The sequence below is a fragment of the Brevundimonas sp. EAKA genome (assembly GCF_000698025.1).
Lineage (GTDB): Bacteria > Pseudomonadota > Alphaproteobacteria > Caulobacterales > Caulobacteraceae > Brevundimonas > Brevundimonas mediterranea_A.
This window is the reverse complement of sequence record NZ_JMQR01000257.1, coordinates 1-1,227: the sequence shown is the minus strand read 5'-3', so window position 1 is coordinate 1,227 and position 1,227 is coordinate 1. Positions and strand designations below refer to the sequence as shown.

Below are 1,227 nucleotides of genomic sequence, written 5' to 3'. Positions count from 1 at the left end.
CCCCTGCCCCGTCCCCCGCACCAGGAAGAGGTCGTCCTGGTCGACTGCGGCGGCAATCCCGGTTCGGGCGCGATCGAAAGCGCGGTCCAGCGCGTGCGCCCCGGCGGCACATTGATCATCCGCGCCCGGGCCGGCGCCTGCGTCGGCTGGCTGAACATCGACAAGCCGATGACCGTCATCGGCGACAGCGGCTTTGATCCGCGCCGCTGGGATGCGGCGACGCCGACCCTTCAGGCGCCGGACGGCCTGCCCTGCCTGACCGTCGCGCCCGGCGTCCGGGTCGAGGTCCGCGACCTGGTCTTCGCCTCGCCCCGCGCCGGCGACGCCGCCTGCGTGGTCGGCTACAATGCCGAGATCGTCATGAGCCGGGTCGGCTTCCGCCACGTCGGCGACGAGGCCGCCCTCTATGTCGACGGCGGCCTGCTGGACCTGCGCGACGTCCTGATCGACGCCCGCACCGTCTCGGCCGCCATCGTCGCCGACGGCGCCGCCGTGACCCTGTACGAGACCGCGGTCGCCGGGGCCCAGTCGGGCGTCGACCTGACGCCGAGATCGGGCGCGCCCTCCACCCTGACCTCGGTCACCCTGATCGGCTCGGAACAGCCGAACAATTTCGGCCCCCGCGCCATCGGCCTCATCGTCCGCGCCGCGCGCGACTACGGCCAGGTGGCCGTCAGCAACGCCAAGATCTGCGGCTATGTCGAGGGCGTGGCGGTCGAGGGCGCCTCGGTCTCGGTCTCCAACAGCCGGATCTGCAAGGGCGACAAGGGGGCGGTCCTCTATAACGGCGAGCTGCTGTTCGATCAGAACCGCGTGCGCGTGAACCAGGTCGGGGTCGCCGCCGCCTCGGGCCGGGCCGTGGTCACGGGCAACAGTTTCGCCGGGGTCCGCGACGCCATCTACGCCGAGGAACGCGCGACCATCCAGGCGCGCGGCAACAGCGTCTGGTCCCGCGATCTGTGCCGCCCCCGCTTCGAGAACCGCTACCGCGACCGCTACGCCCCGTCCTGGAACGGCAACGACGGCGGGTACGACTGCCAGCAGACCCCCTACCCCCGCGATTGGTGGGAGGCGGAAGACGGTCCCTATTTCGACCAGGCCTACGTCCTCGACGGCTACGACCGCTACCAGCAGGGCTATGGCTGGTACGACCGCGCCGGCCGCTACATCCCCGACGACCGCTACCGCGGCGACGACCGCTGGCGCCGCGGCGGCTGGTTCTAGGTC

General features: G+C 71.9%; 1 protein-coding gene. It reads left to right on the top strand.

The features are described from left to right. On the top strand, positions 1-1,224 hold a 1,224-nt coding region (locus ER13_RS18860; RefSeq protein WP_035311416.1), incomplete at its 5' end, for a hypothetical protein. Between the last annotated feature and the right edge of the window lie 3 nt (positions 1,225-1,227).